14 protein-coding genes and 1 tRNA gene are annotated in these 16,193 nt (G+C 70.6%); 9 read left to right on the plus strand and 6 right to left on the minus strand.

All coding sequences use genetic code 11. From position 1 onward, the window contains the following. Nucleotides 1-28 precede the first annotated feature (28 nt). Both rpoD and IPK81_07690 read left to right on the plus strand, forming a co-directional pair. A complete protein-coding gene (rpoD, locus tag IPK81_07685; protein ID QQS14053.1) occupies nucleotides 29-2,053 on the plus strand; it encodes an RNA polymerase sigma factor RpoD in 2,025 nt (674 codons plus the stop codon). A 132-nt stretch (nucleotides 2,054-2,185) separates the two neighbouring features. Continuing rightward, nucleotides 2,186-2,258, plus strand: a tRNA-Met gene (locus IPK81_07690). Nucleotides 2,259-2,272: 14 nt separating this feature from the next. Here the strand turns inward: IPK81_07690 and IPK81_07695 are convergent. The 5 genes from IPK81_07695 to IPK81_07715 form a co-directional block, all read right to left on the minus strand. Further along, entirely contained in the window at nucleotides 2,273-2,641 is a 369-nt protein-coding gene (locus tag IPK81_07695; GenBank protein ID QQS14054.1) for a hypothetical protein, read from the minus strand. 99 nt (nucleotides 2,642-2,740) lie between these two features. Continuing rightward, the gene (locus IPK81_07700; GenBank protein QQS14055.1) at nucleotides 2,741-3,070 is read right to left on the minus strand and encodes a hypothetical protein; all 330 of its coding nucleotides are present in this window, start codon (nucleotides 3,068-3,070) and stop codon (nucleotides 2,741-2,743) included. A gap of 2 nt (nucleotides 3,071-3,072) precedes the next feature. Beyond that, entirely contained in the window at nucleotides 3,073-3,393 is a 321-nt protein-coding gene (locus IPK81_07705; protein QQS14056.1) for a hypothetical protein, read from the minus strand. A gap of 139 nt (nucleotides 3,394-3,532) precedes the next feature. Beyond that, nucleotides 3,533-5,425 carry a cation acetate symporter gene (locus tag IPK81_07710; GenBank protein QQS14057.1) on the minus strand — a complete coding sequence of 631 codons (1,893 nt, stop codon included), beginning with the start codon at nucleotides 5,423-5,425 and terminating at the stop codon, nucleotides 3,533-3,535. 13 nt (nucleotides 5,426-5,438) lie between these two features. Beyond that, entirely contained in the window at nucleotides 5,439-5,705 is a 267-nt protein-coding gene (locus IPK81_07715; GenBank protein ID QQS14058.1) for a DUF4212 domain-containing protein, read from the minus strand. Nucleotides 5,706-5,989: 284 nt separating this feature from the next. Here IPK81_07715 and IPK81_07720 point away from each other — a divergent pair, with 284 nt between their 5' ends. The 3 genes from IPK81_07720 to IPK81_07730 are packed head-to-tail and all read left to right on the plus strand — an operon-like array spanning nucleotide 5,990 to nucleotide 8,764. After that, on the plus strand, nucleotides 5,990-6,610 hold the full coding sequence (locus IPK81_07720) for a hypothetical protein (protein ID QQS14059.1): 621 nt from the start codon (nucleotides 5,990-5,992) through the stop codon (nucleotides 6,608-6,610). A gap of 1 nt (nucleotide 6,611) precedes the next feature. After that, nucleotides 6,612-7,295 carry a 3'-5' exonuclease gene (locus tag IPK81_07725; protein ID QQS14060.1) on the plus strand — a complete coding sequence of 228 codons (684 nt, stop codon included), beginning with the start codon at nucleotides 6,612-6,614 and terminating at the stop codon, nucleotides 7,293-7,295. Beyond that, on the plus strand, nucleotides 7,292-8,764 hold the full coding sequence (locus tag IPK81_07730) for a CBS domain-containing protein (protein QQS14061.1): 1,473 nt from the start codon (nucleotides 7,292-7,294) through the stop codon (nucleotides 8,762-8,764). The genes IPK81_07725 and IPK81_07730 overlap by 4 nt, the downstream gene beginning before the upstream one ends. A 6-nt stretch (nucleotides 8,765-8,770) precedes the next feature. On the opposite strand, the gene IPK81_07735 is transcribed toward IPK81_07730, so the two are convergent. After that, the gene (locus IPK81_07735; protein ID QQS14062.1) at nucleotides 8,771-10,597 is read right to left on the minus strand and encodes a patatin-like phospholipase family protein; all 1,827 of its coding nucleotides are present in this window, start codon (nucleotides 10,595-10,597) and stop codon (nucleotides 8,771-8,773) included. 223 nt (nucleotides 10,598-10,820) lie between these two features. Between IPK81_07735 and IPK81_07740 the strand changes: the two genes are divergently transcribed. From IPK81_07740 to IPK81_07755, 4 genes are all read left to right on the plus strand, one after another. Further along, on the plus strand, nucleotides 10,821-12,017 hold the full coding sequence (locus IPK81_07740) for an acyl-CoA dehydrogenase family protein (protein ID QQS14063.1): 1,197 nt from the start codon (nucleotides 10,821-10,823) through the stop codon (nucleotides 12,015-12,017). Nucleotides 12,018-12,066: 49 nt separating this feature from the next. Continuing rightward, nucleotides 12,067-13,209 carry an acyl-CoA dehydrogenase family protein gene (locus IPK81_07745; protein ID QQS14064.1) on the plus strand — a complete coding sequence of 381 codons (1,143 nt, stop codon included), beginning with the start codon at nucleotides 12,067-12,069 and terminating at the stop codon, nucleotides 13,207-13,209. A gap of 261 nt (nucleotides 13,210-13,470) precedes the next feature. Next, nucleotides 13,471-14,910 (plus strand): hydroxymethylglutaryl-CoA synthase family protein, encoded by a 1,440-nt coding sequence (locus IPK81_07750; protein QQS14065.1) that lies wholly within the window; start codon nucleotides 13,471-13,473, stop codon nucleotides 14,908-14,910. Nucleotides 14,911-14,977: 67 nt separating this feature from the next. Continuing rightward, nucleotides 14,978-16,180, plus strand: coding sequence for an acetyl-CoA acetyltransferase (locus IPK81_07755; GenBank protein ID QQS14066.1), 1,203 nt, complete (start codon nucleotides 14,978-14,980; stop codon nucleotides 16,178-16,180). Nucleotides 16,181-16,193: the final 13 nt, after the last annotated feature.

Below are 16,193 nucleotides of genomic sequence, written 5' to 3' on the forward strand. Positions count from 1 at the left end.
CGCCCCCGCGAACCTGGGAATAGAACCGATGGCGACCAAGCCGGCGACCGCCGCCGAAGCTCCCGAGAAACCCGAGGACTCCATCGACTCGCCGCTGCTCGACTCGCTCGGCGCCGGCCTGAAGAAGCTGGTGCAGAAGGGCAAGGAGCGCGGCTACGTCACGGTCAACGAGCTGGCCGCCGCGCTGCCGCCCGACGACGTGACCTCGGAGCAGATCGAGGACACGATGGCGATGATGTCCGAGATGGGCATCACGCTGGTCGACGCCGAGGACACCGAGGACGGCGGCGAGGAGAAGCCGGCCGCCAACGGCACGCCGACCGACGGCAAGGTCGCGGCGCCCGCCTCGGGCGAGGACGAGGAGGAGGATTTCGGCCGCACGGACGATCCCGTGCGCATGTACCTGCGCGAGATGGGCAGCGTCGAGCTGCTCAGCCGCGAGGGCGAGATCGCGATCGCCAAGCGCATCGAGGCCGGCCAGGAGAAGATGATCGGCGCCATCTGCGAGGGGCCGCTGACCATCAAGGCGCTGCTGGAGTGGCGCGACGCGCTCAACGAGAACCGCATCCTGCTGCGCGACATCATCGACCTCGAGGCGACCTACGGCGGCGCCCCCGGCGCCGAGGGCGCCAAGGTCGAGGGCGCGCCGGGTGCCGTTCCCGGCCAGCCGCCCAGGCCGCCGGGCCCCCGGCCGCCGATGCCGCCGCGCGTCGCGCCGGCCGCCGTCGAGGGCGAGGCCGGCGGCGAGGCCGTGGAGGGCGTCGAGGAGGACGACGCCGCCAACGTGCCGCTGTCGGCGATGGAGGAGAAGCTCAAGCCCGAGGTCCTCAAGACCCTGTCGAAGATCGCCAAGACCTACGGCGAGATGTCGAAGGTGCAGAACCGGCGCCTCTCGACGCTGCAGCGCGGCCACAAGCCGTCGCCGGAGTTCGAGCGCCGCTACGAGCATTTCCGCAAGAAGATCGTCGAGATGGTGCGCACCATCCATCTCAACAACAACCGCATCGAGCAGCTGCGCGACCAGCTCTACGAGGCCGCCCGCAAGCTGATGATGGCGGAGGGCAAGCTGCTGCGCCACGCCGACGCCTTCCGCATCCGGCGCGACGAGTTCCTGCAGGCCTATCTCGGCCACGAGCTCGACCCGAACTGGCTCGACAAGGTCCAGAAGCTGCCCAACAAGGGCTGGAAGGAGCTGGCGCGCCGCCGCGCCGGCGACATCGCCATCGCCCGCGCCGAGGTCGCCGAGCTGTCGGCCCAGTCCGGCCTGCCGATCTCGGAGTTCCGCCGCATCGTCAAGACGGTGCAGGAGGGCGAGCGCGAGGCCACCCGCGCCAAGAAGGAGATGGTCGAGGCCAACCTGCGCCTCGTCATCTCCATCGCCAAGAAATACACCAACCGCGGCCTGCAGTTCCTCGACCTGATCCAGGAGGGAAACATCGGGCTGATGAAGGCGGTCGACAAGTTCGAGTACCGCCGCGGCTACAAGTTCTCGACCTACGCCACGTGGTGGATCCGCCAGGCGATCACGCGCTCGATCGCCGACCAGGCGCGCACGATCCGCATCCCCGTGCACATGATCGAGACGATCAACAAGCTGGTGCGCACCAGCCGCCAGATGCTGCACGAGATCGGCCGCGAGCCCACGCCGGAGGAGCTGGCCGAGAAGCTCGGCATGCCGCTGGAGAAGGTGCGCAAGGTGCTGAAGATCGCCAAGGAGCCGATCAGCCTCGAGACGCCGATCGGCGACGAGGAGGATTCGCACCTCGGCGACTTCATCGAGGACAAGAACGCGGTCATCCCGCTCGACGCCGCCATCCAGGGCAATCTGCGCGAGACCACGACCAAGGTGCTGGCGACGCTGACCGCCCGCGAGGAGCGCGTGCTGCGCATGCGCTTCGGCATCGGCATGAACACCGACCACACGCTGGAGGAGGTCGGCCAGCAGTTCTCGGTCACCCGCGAGCGCATCCGGCAGATCGAGGCCAAGGCGCTGCGCAAGCTGAAGCATCCCAGCCGCTCGCGGCTGCTGCGCAGCTTCCTCGACCAGGGCTGAGCCCGGCGCGGACGCGCCGCGCGGAACGGAACGAGGGCCGCCGGCGGAAGCCGCGCGGCCCTTTCCACGCCCGCCCGCCGCCGGCGCTTGCCGGAACGGAGCGATTCCCCTTACATCGGCGCCGCGCGCGGGGGGCCCGTAGTTCAGCGGTTAGAACGGACCGCTCATAACGGTTATGTCGCAGGTTCGAATCCTGCCGGGCCTACCGCGCGCGCCAGGTCAGCCGCGCGCGAAGGCGGCGGCCACCGCGGCGAGGCACATCGCCGCCGCGACCACGGACGTCGTGTCGGCGTAGCGGATGTAGATCCGGCGCAGCGCCTCGTTGACGACGCCGCCGGGGTAGCCCTCCGGCAGATCCGCGCCGTTGTCGAGCATCGCCCAGACCTCGGTGGCGCGGTGGTTGCGGCCGCGGGCCCGCAGGGCCATCAGCCCCAGCCCGGCGGCGATCAGCGACACGAGGATCGCGCCCGAGCGCAGGCACAGGACGATGTCGTAGGACAGGCCGAACATCACGGTGACGACGCCCAGCCAGGCGAAGGCGCAGCCGCGGCGCACCGAGACGTTGGCGAGATACTCGATCCGGTCCATCGCGATCCCCTCGCGGCAACGGGCCCGGCGCCGCGGCGGACGTCCGGAGAGATCCCGCGGATCGTAGGCGGGCGCCGGCCACCGGACCAGCCCCCGCCGTCAGGCGACGGCGCCGGACATCAACAGCATGCGCACGAGCGCCGGGACGCTCAGGAACAGGGCGGCGGCGATCCACACCCACATCGGCGCGGCGGAGCCGCGCAGCCCGGGCGCCACGCGCTCGAGCAGGGCCGCCGGCACGCCGGCGACCATCAGCGTCGTGGTCGAGACGACGAGGCTGCTGAGATAGAACAGCGCGCCCGGGCCGTCCGGCAGCCATGTCGGCGCCCAGATCAGGCTGGCGCGCGCGACGAGCTGCACGAAGGGCGAGAAGATCCCGTTGACGACGCAGATCGCGAGCGTGAGCGCGAACAGGTTGGCGCGGTCCACGGTCAACCTCCCGTCGGCAGGCGCGGCACCATGCCGGCGCCGGCGAGGACGAGGAAGGCCGCGATCCGCAGATAGTAGAACCAGATCGCCGTCAGCAGCGGCAGCCACACCGGCCGCACGATCGACGGCGTGATGAAGCCGACGATCCTGACCGGCCACTCCGTGAGCGCCACGAACGCGCGCCAGATGTAGTTTCCGGGCTGCATCGCCGGCATGAAGAAGCCGAGCAGGAACCGCCCGACGCAGCTCCAGACCACGATCGCCAGACCGTAGTTCAGGATCCAGAACGGCAGATAGCCGAGGATGTAGTCGCCGGAGCCCATGTGGCCTGCCCTGTCCGCGCGGGGGCGTAGTGAAATCCGGTTTCACGCCGCCGGGCAAGCGCCGTGGCGCCGCCGGCGGAAACGACGAAGGGGCGGGTCTCCCCGCCCCTTCGGTTGCGTGGGCCGTCCGGCCGGAGCGTCAGCCCCGGGCCCGCTCGATGTCGGTCACCGCGCCGGTGGGGACGCGGATGGAGTCGATGAACTCCTGCATCTCCTTCGACGCCGGCTTCGACACCATGCCGACGATCCACATGGCGACGAACGCCGCGGGGATGCCGAAGATGCCGACCGAGATGTTGTTGATGCCCCAGATGTACGCGACGTCGCGGCCGCGGATCTTGACCATCTGGATGTCGCCCATCCACGACAGCGCGCTCTTGACCCACAGGCCGTAGAACTCGGTCGTGATCAGGAAGAACATGCACAGGCCGAAGCCGACGACGATGCCCCATATGCCGGCGGCGTCGCCGCAGCGCTTCCACCAGATGCCGAGCACCAGGCCCGCGAACAGGCCGGCGGCGGCGATGGAGAACGCCCAGGACACGAGGAACAGGATGTCCGCCCCGAGCGTCCCGGCCACGTAGGCCGCGATCAGCGCCACGAACATCAGCAGCACGCGGCTGATGATGAGGCGGCGCTTGGTGTCCGCGTTGGGGTCGATCATCTTGTAGTACAGGTCGTGGCTCAGCGCGTTGGCGATAGCCAGCAGCAGACCGTCGGCGGTCGACAGCGCGGCGGCGAGGCCGCCCGCCGCCACGAGGCCGGCGATCACGTAGGGCAGGCCGGCGATCTCCGGCGTCGCGAGCACGACCGCGTCGGGATGGATGCGGAACTCGCTGAGCTGGAGGATGCCGTCGGCGTTGCCGGCGACGCCCTTGCACATCGCGTACTGCGCCGCCGCGTTGGCCGCGTCGCAGACGCCGATCACCCCGACCCGGCCCCATTCCGCGAGCCACGCCGGCAGCTTCGCGATCGGCTGTCCGATCACGTTCTGGTAGACCTCCAGCTTCGCGAAGGCGGCGTAGGCCGGCGCCGTGAAGTAGAGCAGGAAGATGAAGAACAGCGACCACGCCACCGAGTCGCGCGCCTGCTTGACGGTCGGCGTGGTGAAGTAGCGCATCAGGATGTGCGGCAGCGACGCGGTGCCGACCATCAGGCAGAGGATCAGCGCGAAGAAGTTCCACATCGCCGTGGCGCTGAAGGCGCCCTTGGCGTCGACGAACGCCGCCGCGTGCGGCTGGGCGATCTGCAGCGTCTTCTCGAGCGCCTCGATCTTCTCCAGCGCGATGCCGTAGGTGAGCTGCGGGATCGGGATGCCCGTCAGCTTGGCCGACATCACCATGACCGGGATCAGGTAGGCGATGATCAGGATGATGTACTGGGCCACCTGGGTCCAGGTGACCGCCTTCATGCCGCCGAGCAGCGAGCACAGCAGGATGCCGGCGAGGCCGACGAAGCAGGCGATCTCGAAGCCGATGCCGAGGAAGCGCGACGTGATGATGCCGACGCCGACGATCTGGGCCACGACGTAGGTGAACGACGCGACGACCAGCACGATGACGGCCAGCAGGCGCACGACGTTGCCGCCGTAGCGGGCGCCGAAGAAGTCCGGCACCGTGAACTGGCCGAACTTGCGCAGGTACGGCGCCATCAGGATCGACACCAGCACGTAGCCGCCGGTCCAGCCCAGCACGAAGGCGAGGCCGCCGTAGCCGCCGAAGTAGAGCGATCCGGCCATGCCGATGAACGAGGCGGCGCTCATCCAGTCGGCGCCTGTCGCCATGCCGTTGTAGAACGCCGGCACGACGCGGCCTGCGACGTAGTACTCCGACACCTCCGAGGTGCGCGACATGACGCCGATCAGCGCGTAGACGCCGATGGTCATGAACACGAAGAGGTATCCGAGGATCCGGTTCGGCACCCCGAAATACTCGAGGATGCCGATGAGGACGGTGAAAAAGACGAACCCGCCCGTGTACATCAGGTACACGCGGCCGAGGTTCTGGAGGAAGCCCCCCTGCATAGCGGCCATGGTCGGTCCCTCCCTACTCGTCCGAAACGCCGAATTCGCGGTCGATCTTGCCCTGGGCCCTGGCGTTCCAGATGCACATGAGCACGAACGCGATCAGCGAACCCTGCGCGGCCATGTAGTAGCCGAGCGGAAAACCGATGACGCGGATCTTGTTGAGCGACGGCGCGAAGAAGTGGATTCCGAAGCTGAACACGAACCACGCGGCGAGGATCATCCACATCAGCGTGGACGTCCTTTTCCAGTACGCGGCGAACCGTTCCGGACTGAGCTTGTTGTCCATTCGGACGTCTCCCTCTGTTGGGCCCCCAGGAACGCCAGACCCGGCGCCCCCGCCCGCCCCGGTCCGCCGCCGGCGCGGGCGGAGGTGGAGGCATCGCGGGTCGTGTTAGCGGTCGCGTTGAAAGTCTCGTTTCCCCCCGACATGATCTTCCGGTTTCCCGGGCCTGTCGGTTATTTACTTGTCGCCACGATACACAAGGATCGCCGAAAAGAATTGCGGCGTTCTGCCGCTGTCCGCGCGGCGACCGAATGCCCTTACTGTCGCAGGGGAAAAGGTGGGCGCCGATGCTCTCGAGACTGAGGGACTACTTCTTTCCACCGCCGATCGAAGACGTCGCCGCGCTGCGCCGCTTCCTCAGCGGCGAGGCATCCTACATCGCGCAGCGCGCCACCTACGAGTTCTCGCGCAACACGCTGGCGTGGTTCGGGCAGCACCATTTCGGCGACGACAAGTTCAACGAGGCGTTCGCGGTCTGCCGCTGGGAGTCCTACGCCGCGATCCTCGCCGGCATGGTCGTGCTGACGCGCGGTCATTTGTTGTCGGCTGGGGTCCACCACGACGCGCTGCCGGCGCCGCTGACGCGTCTCTACGCCGAGGCGCTCGGCGAGTATCCCGTGCCGGCGCACCGGCCCGAGGGCTGGCGCGACATCGAGGAGGCGCTGCTCGGACGGCTGCGCGCGCTCGGCGCCGACGCCCGCCCGGAGGTGCGCGCCGTGGCGGCGGCGGCGGCGACGCGCGCGTTCGAGACGCTGCCCGTGCTCTCGCGGGACAAGGACGAGGACCGGCGCGTCATCACCGGCGCGGTCACCTTCGGGATGATCTCGTTCGCCGACCGCCTGCGGACCCGGGTCGACGCCGGCAGCGTCGTCGAGCGCCTCGACCCGGCGCGGCCTTCGGGCTCCTGAGATGGCGACGGCGCGCGCCCTCGTCTCACGCCTGATGGAGGGCCTCGGCGTCGTCGAGGCCGATGGCCGCGTCCCGCGCGCGATGCTCGGCCGGCCGCTGCGCGCGACGCGCTTCGTGTCGATCGACCTCGAGACCACCGGCCTGGACCGCCGGCGCGACGCGATCGTGTCGGTCGCCGCCGTCGAGATCGACGGGCTCGCGCCGGTCGAACCACCGGCGCTGAACGCGCTGGTCGCACCCGGACGGGGTATCCCGGCCGCCGCGACCGCGATCCACGGCATCACCGACTCGATGGTCGCCGGGGCGCCGCCGATCGACCGCCTGCTGCCCGCGATCGTCGAACTGTGCGCCGGCGCCGTCGTCGTGGGCCACCATGTCGCCTTCGACATCGCCATGCTGCGCGGCGCCGCGCGCGCCGCCGGCCACTCCATGCCGCCGCTCGCATGGCTCGACACCTGGCGCATGGCCGGCGCGCTCGATCCGCGCCTCGCGCACCGCGATATGGCCGACATCGCGCGCCGTCTCGGCGTCGATCCCGACGCCTTCCGCCGCCACGACGCCCTCGACGACGCGCGGCTGGCGGCGCGGCTCTTCGTGCGGCTGGCCGACCGCTACGCCGAGCTCGGGCACGCCACGCTGGGCGCGGTCGAGGCGATGTCGCGTCGCTGGCGGCCGGCTGGATGAGCGGGGGCGGCATGGACGCGGCGCAGTTCGAACGCATCGACGGTTTCCCCTACCGCAAGCGGGTCCGCGACACGATGTCGGCGCCGGCCGTCACCGTCCCGGCCGACGCCACCCTGGGCGACGCGGTCGAGGCGATGACGACGCGCGCCGTCAGCTCGGTGCTCGTGGTCGACGGGACCGGCCGGTGCGTCGGCATCGTCACCGAGCGCGACGCCTTGCGCGCGCTACGGCGCGACATCCCCGGCGTCCTGGCCACGCCCGCGGCGGCGGCGATGACGTCGCCGGTCGCGGGCGTGGCCGCCGACGATTTCCTGTTCCGCGCGATCGGCCGGATGGACCGGCTCGGCGTGCGGCACCTTCCCGTGCTCGACGCGGCCGGCCGGCCGCTGGGGATGCTCAGCGCGCGCACCTTGTTGAAAGTGAGATCCTCGACCGCGCTCGCGGTCGGCGACGAGGTCGATGTCGCCGCCGACGCCGCGGCGCTACGCGCGGCGCACGACCGGTTGCCGCCGCTGGCTGTCGGTCTACTGGCCGACGGGGTGCCGGCCACCGGGATCGCCGGCGTCGTCTCGGCGGTGACGCGCGACATCACCGCGCGCGCGGCGGCCCTCGCCATCGCCTCGGCGCGCGCCGAGGGGCGCGGCGAGCCGCCCTGCCGCTGGTGCCTGCTGGTCCTCGGTTCGGCCGGCCGCGGCGATTCCCTGCTGGCGCCCGACCAGGACAACGCTCTGATCCTGGACCCGCCGGCCAGCACCGACGCCAACGCGGTGGACGCGTGGTTCGCCGCCTTCGCCGGCCGCCTGAACGAGACGCTGGCCGAGGCCGGTATCCCGTTGTGCAAGGGCGGCGTGATGGCCAGGGAACCCGCCTTCCGCCGCACGGCGGTGGGCTGGCGCGCCGCGGTCGACGGCTGGATCGCGAAGCCGGACGGCGAGGCGGTGCTCGCCGCCGACATCTTCTTCGATTTCGCGCCGGTGGCCGGCGACGCGGCGCTGGCCGACGGGTTGCGCGCCGACGCTCTGGCACGGGCGGCCGCGGCGCCGGTCTTCCTGCGGCGGTTGGCCGCCGACCTCGATGGCGCCGCCGCGGCGCTGGGCTGGCTGGGCCGCTTCCGGCTGGTCGACGGCCGCGTCGATCTGAAGCGCGGCGGCACGCTGCCGATCACCGCCGGGCTGCGCGCGCTGGCGCTGCGGCGCGGGATCGCCGCGACGTCGACGCTCGACCGCCTGGAGGCGCTGCGGGCCGTCGGCGCGGTCGGCGCCGAGGACGCCGCCGCGATCGGCGAGGCCTACGGCGTCATCGTCGACGCGGTCATGCGCCAGCAGATCGCCGACCTCGCGGCCGGCCGCCCGGCGGGACCGCGGGTCGATCCCCGGGCGCTCGACCGCCGGAGCCGGCGCGCGCTGCGCGCCGCCGTCGGGCGGGCGGCGCTGATGCCGGCGATGGTGAACGACGCGCTCGCCGGCTGACCGGCCTCAGACGATGTAGAGCCGGGACGCCAGCGGCTCGCCGCGCACGTTCTCCAGCGCCTCCATCGTTGCGCGGTAGCCGGCCTCGACGGCGCGGTCGAACTCCTGCCACTCCAGCAGGTCGATGTCCTGCATCGACGGCAGCACCAGCAGATCGACGGCGGACCGGTCGGCCAGCGCGCGCGACGTGCTGCCGATCAGCGCCGAGCGGAGCAACAATCGGACGATGGACGGGATCGGCAGCGTCTGGCTGCGCTTCCAGACGAGACGGCGGGCGAACTCCCACGCCGACCACGAATCGACCACGTCGGCGCCGGCCACGAGGCCGCCGCCGGTGTCGATGTCGGCGCCGATGACCGGCCCGCGGCCGATCGCGCGCATCGCGTCGACCGGGAAGTTGTCGATCACGCCGCCGTCGACGTGCACGTGGCCGCCGTCGACGACGGGCGGCAGCACGCCGGGGATCGAGACGCTGGCGCGCAGCCAGTACCAGAGCTTGCCGCGGCGGTGCACGTCGGCGCTCTGCCGCGTCAGGTTGGCCGAGACGCAGTAGAACGGCTTGGGCATGTCCTCGATGTCGAAATCGCCGAACGCCATGCGCAGCAGCGACGTCACCTTGCGGCCGGAGTAGAGCGACACCAGCGGCAGCGTGAAGCCGCTGAGCGGGTTGGAATCGACGAAGGAGCGCCGGAAGCGCTCGCCGAGTTCCTCGTCGGTCCAGCCCGAGGCCGCGCCGGCGGCGACGATGGCGCCCATGCTGGTGCCGCCGAACATGTCGACGGGCACGCCCGCCTCGCGCAGCGCCTTGATGACCCCGATATGGGCGAAGCCGCGGGCGCCGCCGCCGGCCATGACGACGCCGACCGAGCGGTTCAGCAGCAGCCGCGCGAGCCGGTTGAAGTCGTTGTCGCGCCCCAGCCGCACGTGGTGGTGCATGCCGTAGTCCTGGCCGGCCAGCCATGTCGCGGTCGAGCCGGGCCTGGGCCGGCGGCCGTCATGCACCAGCACCAGCTCGCGCCGGGCGCGGAACGGGCCGCCGCGGAACGCCTCCTCGGCGCGGATCGCGTCGATCAGCTGCGGGCCCTGCGGCGGCTCGCCGGCGCGCGCGACCACCAGCAGGGAGTCGGCCTGCCGCAGGCAGCGCCGCGTCCACGGGGTGAGCCCGGTGTCGGCCCGGTAGACGACGAACGCCGATTCCGCCTCGGCGCGGTGGAAGTACTCCGGCGGCTCGCCGGCGGCGTCGGGGCCGATCACGGCGACCTTGCCGGCGCCGCCCTGCAACCTCATCAGCGCCGCGGCGAGGCCGCCGGCGAAATCCGCCGCCGGCGCGTCGCGCCCGTGCGGCATCAGCGCGATTGTGCGCGGCGGGCGCTGGTCCGGCCGCGGCGTGGAACCGTAGCGGTCCACCAGCTTGCTCAGCAGGCCCATCAGGGCCCCGGGGTGGTCGGCGCACAGGCGCTCGAAATCGGCGCGCGTCAGGCGCAGCACCTCGCTGTCGCGGATCGCCGCGACGGTGTGCGAACGGCGCCGGTGGCCGATCAGCGACATCTCGCCGACGATGTCGCCGACCGGGATCTCGGCGATGACCCGGGGGCTGCCGTCGAGAGCCGGACTGTCGAACACCGCGAGGCAGCCGAACGACACCACGTAGAGCGCGTCGCCGGGGTCGCCGGACTGGAACAGCGTGCCGCCGCCGGGCACGGGCACCGGCTCGACGCGGGTCTCCACCGCCGCCAACGTACCCTCGTCGAGGCCCGAGAACAGCGGCGCCCGCCGCAGCGCCGCGGCGCGCCGCGCGCTCGTCTCGACCGGCCATGCCGCGCCGTCCGCCATGTCTCCCCTTCCTCCCGGCCCGCGCGCAAGATCGCACCGCGCGACGCCCGCCGGCAAGCCGCGCCGCACCGGCCGGCGGCGGCTCGCCGGCGGTTCGCCGCCGGCGAGGGTTCCGCGCCGCGAACACCCGCCGGCCGCGAGCCTTGCCGGACGGGTCGCCGCTGCTAGTATCCGGCCCTCGATTGCGGCCGCGGCGGCGCGCAGGCGCGCGGGAGTGTGGACCATGGATCTCGCCTTCACCAAAGAGGACCTCGCCTTCCGCGACGAGGTGCGCGCCTTCGTCGAGGCCGAGCTGCCGGCCGACGTCCGCGACAAGGTCGCCAAGGGCAAGCATCTGGAGCGCGACGACTACATGCGCTGGCAGCAGGCGCTCGGGCGCAGGGGCTGGCTGGTCTACACATGGCCGAAGAAGCACGGCGGCCCGGGCTGGACTGTGACCCAGCGCTACATCTTCGAGAACGTCTGCGCCGACATGAACGCGCCGGGCATCATCCCGTTCGGCTCGAAGATGGTCGGTCCCGTGATATACACCTTCGGCACCGACGAGCAGAAGGCGACCTACCTGCCGGGCATCCGCGAATCGAAGGTGTGGTGGTGCCAGGGCTATTCCGAGCCCGGTTCCGGCTCCGACCTCGCCTCGCTGCGCACCCGCGCGGTGCGCGACGGCGACCACTACGTGGTCAACGGCTCGAAGACCTGGAACACGATGGGCCACTGGGCCGACTGGATCTTCTGCCTCGTGCGCACCGACCCCGACTCGAAGCCGCAGGAGGGGATCTCGTTCCTGCTGATCGACATGAAGACGCCAGGCATCACCGTGAAGCCGATCATCATGGCCGACGGCGGCCACGAGGTGAACGAGGTGTTCTTCGACGACGTCCGCGTGCCGGTCGCCAACCTCGTCGGCAAGGAGGGCGAGGGCTGGACCTGCGCCAAGTTCCTGCTCGCCAACGAGCGGCTGGGCATCGCCGCCGTGCCGCAGTCCAAGCGCGGCGTCGACGCGGTCAAGAAGATCGCGCGCGCCGAGAACGACAACGGCCGCCCGCTGATCGAGGACGCGTCCTTCCGCGAGAAGATCGCCGACCTCGAGATCCAGGTGACGGCGCTGGAGTACACCGAGCTGCGCGCGCTCTCGGCCATGGCGGCCGGCGGGGCGCCGGGCCCGGAGGTGTCGTTCCTCAAGATCCGCGGCTCGGAGATCCAGCAGCGCATCACCGAGCTGGCGCTGGAGGCGGTCGGCTACTACGCCATGCCGTACCAGCCGGCGCTGCTGTGGCACGGCGCCAACGAGGAGCCGATCGGGCCGGAGCACGCGCACACCGCGGCGCCGCGCTACTTCAACGTGCGCAAGACGTCGATCTACGGCGGATCGAACGAGATCCAGAAGAACGTGATCTCCAAGATGGTGCTTGGACTCTAGGCGCGCGGACGCGGCGCGCGCCGCCGGAATTTCGTAGGGAGCGGGACAAATGGACCTGTCGTATTCGGACGAACAGAAGCAGATCAAGGAAGGCGTCGAGCGCTTCGTGCGCGAGCAGTACGCCTTCGAGACGCGCCGCAAGATCGCGGCCACCGACCGCGGCTGGTCGCCGGAGAACTGGGCCAAGTTCGCCGAGCTGGGCTGGCTCGGCATGTCGTTCTCCGAGGACGACGGCGGCTTCGGCGGCGGCGCGGTCGAGACCTCGATCATCATGGAGGCGTTCGGGTCCGGGCTGGTGCTCGAGCCGTACCTGCCGACCGTGGTGATGGGCGGCGGCCTGCTGGCCGCCGGCGGCACGGCGGCCCAGAAGGAGGCGCTGCTGGCGCCGATGATCGCCGGCGAGAAGCAGTTCGCCGCCGCCTACGTCGAGAAGCAGGCGCGCTACAACCTCGCCGACGTCGCCGTGACGGCGAAGAAGAGCGGCGCCGGCTGGACGATCTCGGGCCACAAGGGCGTCGTCTACAACGCCGCCTCGGCCGACACGATCTTCGTCACCGCGCGCACCGCCGGCGGCCAGCGCGACGAGAAGGGCGTCACCGTGTTCGCGGTCGACGCCAAGGCCAAGGGCGTGTCGCGCCGCGACTACCCGACCCAGGACGCGCTGCGCGCCTCGGAGGTCACCTTCGCCGACGTCGCGGTCGGCGCCGACGCGGTGGTCGGCGAGGTCGACGGCGGCCTGGCGCTGTTCGAGGGCGTGGTCGACCGCGCCATCGTGGCGATGTGCGCCGAGGCGGTCGGCTGCATGGACGCGCTGAACAAGGCGACCTTGGAGTACATCAAGACCCGCAAGCAGTTCGGCGTGCCGATCGGCAAGTTCCAGGTGCTGCAGCACCGCATGGTCGACTGCTTCACGAACGCGCAGGAGGCGCGCTCGATGACGCTGATGGCGACGCTCAAGATCGACGACCCCGACGCCGCCACGCGCAAGAAGGCGGCGTCCGGCGCCAAGGTGCAGATCGGCAAGTCCGGCCGCTTCGTCGGCCAGAGCGCGGTGCAGATGCACGGCGGCATGGGCGTCACCGACGAGCTCAGCGTCAGCCACTACTTCAAGCGCCTGACGATGATCGAGACGATGTTCGGCAACCAGCAGCACCACCTCAGCCGCTACGCCGGCCTGTCGATGGCCGCCTGAGCGACCGCCTCCTTGTTCCAGGAGAACGCCCCGGACCGGCCGTCCGGGGCGTTTCCACGTTCGGATATCGGACCGCCCCGATCGCGTTTCCACGATCCGGAACCGGGGCCACGCCGGTATGGCTTCCAGTCGAATTTCGCTGTCGCGCCGGCCGCGGACCGGGTCTAAGGTGAACGCCTGTTTACGACGCCGTCGCAGCCCGCGTGACGGGGCGCATAGTCGGCGCGGCGTCGCGACGGATGACCGGGAGGGGATCTGCGAATGGTCGGTATCGTGGCATACGGCGCCTATGTGCCGCGGCTGCGCCTGCAGCGGCAGGCGGTCTACGACGCGAACAAATGGTTCGCGCCCAATCTGCGCGGCCAGGCCAAAGGCGAGCGGTCGATGGCCAACTGGGACGAGGACTCGGTCACCATGGCGGTCGAGGCGGCGCGCGACTGCCTCGGCGAGGTCGACGCCAAGTCGCTGCGCAACCTGCACTTCGCCTCGACCACGCTACCCTTCAAGGACCGCCAGAACGCCGGCGTGATCGCCGCCGCGCTGACCGTCGAGCAAGGCCTGATGGCGTCCGACGTCGCGGGCTCGCAGAAGGCCGGCACCTCGGCATTGATCGCCTCGCTGCGCTCGGCCGACAGCGGTCCCTCGATGGTGGTCGCCTCCGACAAGCGGCTGACGCGCGTCGCCTCGGCCGCCGAGCTGCAGTACGGCGACGCCGCCGCGGCGTTCCTGTGCGGCACCGACAAGGTGATCGCCAAGCTGGTCGCGACGCACTCCGTGTCGATGGACTTCATCGACCATTTCCGCGGCGACGAGTCGGACTTCGACTACGGCTGGGAGGAGCGCTGGATCCGCGACGAGGGCTACCTGAAGATCGTGCCCCCGGCGGTCAAGGCGGCGCTGGCGGCGGCGAACCTCAAGGGCGCCGACATCGCGCACTTCATCATGGCCAGCCTGATGCCGGCGGTGCCGAAGCAGATGGCCAAGATGTCGGGCATCGCCGAGACGGCGGTGCGCGACGCGCTGTCGGACCGCCTCGGCGACACCGGCACCGCGCACCCGCTGGTGATGCTGGCGCACACGCTGGAGACCGCCAAGGCCGGCGAGCGCATCATGGTGCTGGGCTTCGGCCAGGGCCTCGACGTGATCATCCTCGAGGCCACCGGCGAGCTCGCCAAGCTACCCAAGCGCATGGGCGTGTCGGGCTGGCTGGCGCGGCGCAAGGCGGAGACGAACTATCTCAAGTTCCTCGCCTTCAACGAGATGCTGCCGATCGACAAGGGCATGCGCGCGGAGTTCGACAAGAAGACCGCGCTGTCGATCCTGTGGCGCAAGCGCGACATGATCTACGGCCTGGTGGGGGGCAAGTGCCGGGTGTGCGGCACGGTGCAGTTCCCCAAGAGCCAGGTCTGCGTCAATCCGAACTGCCACGCGGTCGACAGCCAGGACGACTACCGCATGTCGGGCCTCGAGGCCTCGGTCATGTCGTTCACCGCCGACTCGCTCACCTACTCGCCGGACCCGCCGGCGTGGTACGGCATGATCACGTTCCCCGAGGGCGGCCGCTTCATGGCCGACTTCACGGACTGCGACAAGGAGCAGGTCAAGGTCGGCGCCAAGATGCGGATGACGTTCCGCATCCGCGACAACGACCAGATGCGCGGCGGCTTCAAGCGCTACTTCTGGAAGGCGACGCCGGTCTGACCGGCGCCGCCTCCGCGATCAAGGACGACGGTATCTTCCGCCTTCACTGCACGAAAGGAGACGTGCGATGGCCAAGGGAATTCGCGACAAGGTCGCCATCCTCGGGATGGGTTGCTCGAAGTTCGGCGAGCGCTGGGAGAGCGGCGCCGAGGAGTTGATGCTCGAGGCGTTCAAGGAGGCGCTGGCAGACGCCGGCGTCGACAAGAAGCAGCTCCAGGCGGCGTGGTTCTCGACCGCGATCGACGAGGTGCACGTCGGCAAGTCGGGCATCCCGCTGTCGATGACGCTGCGGCTCGACAACATCCCCGTCACGCATGTCGAGAACATGTGCGCATCAGGCACCGAGGCCTTCCGTGGCGCGGTCTATGCCGTCGCCTCGGGCGCCGTCGACTTCGCGCTGGCGCTGGGCGTCGAGAAGCTCAAGGACACCGGCTACGGCGGCCTCCCCGGCGGCCGCGGCGCGCCGCTGCAGCAGCTGTGGAACGCCAACGGCACCGCGCCGGGCAACTTCGCCCAGCTCGCCTCGGCCTACCAGGCGGCGCACGGCGTCGGCTACGACGACATCAAGAAGGCCATCGGCCACGTCTCGTGGAAGAGCCACCAGAACGGCGCCAAGAACGCCAAGGCCCATCTCCAGAAGGCGGTCGAGATGGACACCATCCTCAACGCGCCGATGATCGCGGCGCCGCTGGGGCTGTTCGACTGCTGCGGCGTGTCCGACGGCGCGGCGGCGGCGATCGTGACCACGCCGGAGATCGCGAAGTCGCTCGGCCGCCACGACGTCATCAGCGTCAAGGCGCTGCAGCTCAGCGTGTCGAACGGCTCGGAGTCGGGCTTCAACTCGTGGGACGGCAGCTACTTCCACACCACGCGCATCGCGTCGAAGAAGGCCTACGAGGAGGCCGGCATCAAGAACCCCCGCGAGGAGGTCTCGATGTTCGAGGTGCACGACTGCTTCTCCGTCACCGAGCTGGTGACGATGGAGGATCTGCACATCTCCGAGACCGGCAAGGGCTGGAAGGACGTGCTCGACGGCTTCTACGACGCCGACGGCAAGATCCCCTGCCAGATCGACGGCGGCCTGAAGTGCTTCGGCCATCCGATCGGCGCCTCGGGCCTGCGCATGCTCTACGAGATGTACCTGCAGCTGCAGGGCAAGGCGGGCCCCCGCCAGCTCAAGGATCCGCGCATCGGCATGACCCACAACCTCGGCGGCTCGCCGCGCGAGAACGTGGCGTCGGTGTCCATCATCGGCCGCCTCGACGCCTGACCGACCCGTTCCG

This window comes from Rhodospirillales bacterium, from assembly GCA_016699855.1.
Classification (GTDB): domain Bacteria; phylum Pseudomonadota; class Alphaproteobacteria; order Reyranellales; family Reyranellaceae.